This window comes from Pseudoalteromonas sp. S3178 (assembly GCF_005886985.1).
In the GTDB taxonomy this organism is placed as follows: Bacteria; Pseudomonadota; Gammaproteobacteria; order Enterobacterales; family Alteromonadaceae; genus Pseudoalteromonas; species Pseudoalteromonas carrageenovora.
Map to the genome: position 1 here is coordinate 1 of NZ_PNCW01000479.1, position 265 is coordinate 265.

A 265-nucleotide genomic window follows, 5' to 3' on the forward strand; every position below is an offset into this window, starting at 1 on the left:
AAACGTCGCTTTCCCATTCGACACCTGTACGTTCGCAGATTGGCATACTGCTGAATCTTGGTTTTTTTGCTGCCCACTGCTATCGATACAGCTATCAACAATAAACTGATTGTCGACACTACCAATGGCGTTACTAATTGCAATGTCATAATAATCAAGCGTCATTGATAAACCTTGTAGCCATTGTGGTTCATAAACAAGCCCTGCCGTCAGCGTGTCAGCTTCTTCAGGTGTTAACTGATCATTACCACCTACTGTAACCTCT

At 43.0% G+C, this 265-nt stretch carries 1 protein-coding gene; it reads right to left on the reverse strand.

Features of this window, described 5'->3' with window-relative positions; translation table 11 throughout:
• Positions 1-265: TonB-dependent receptor (locus CWC11_RS21835; protein WP_138684250.1), on the reverse strand; the 265-nt coding region annotated here is incomplete at both ends.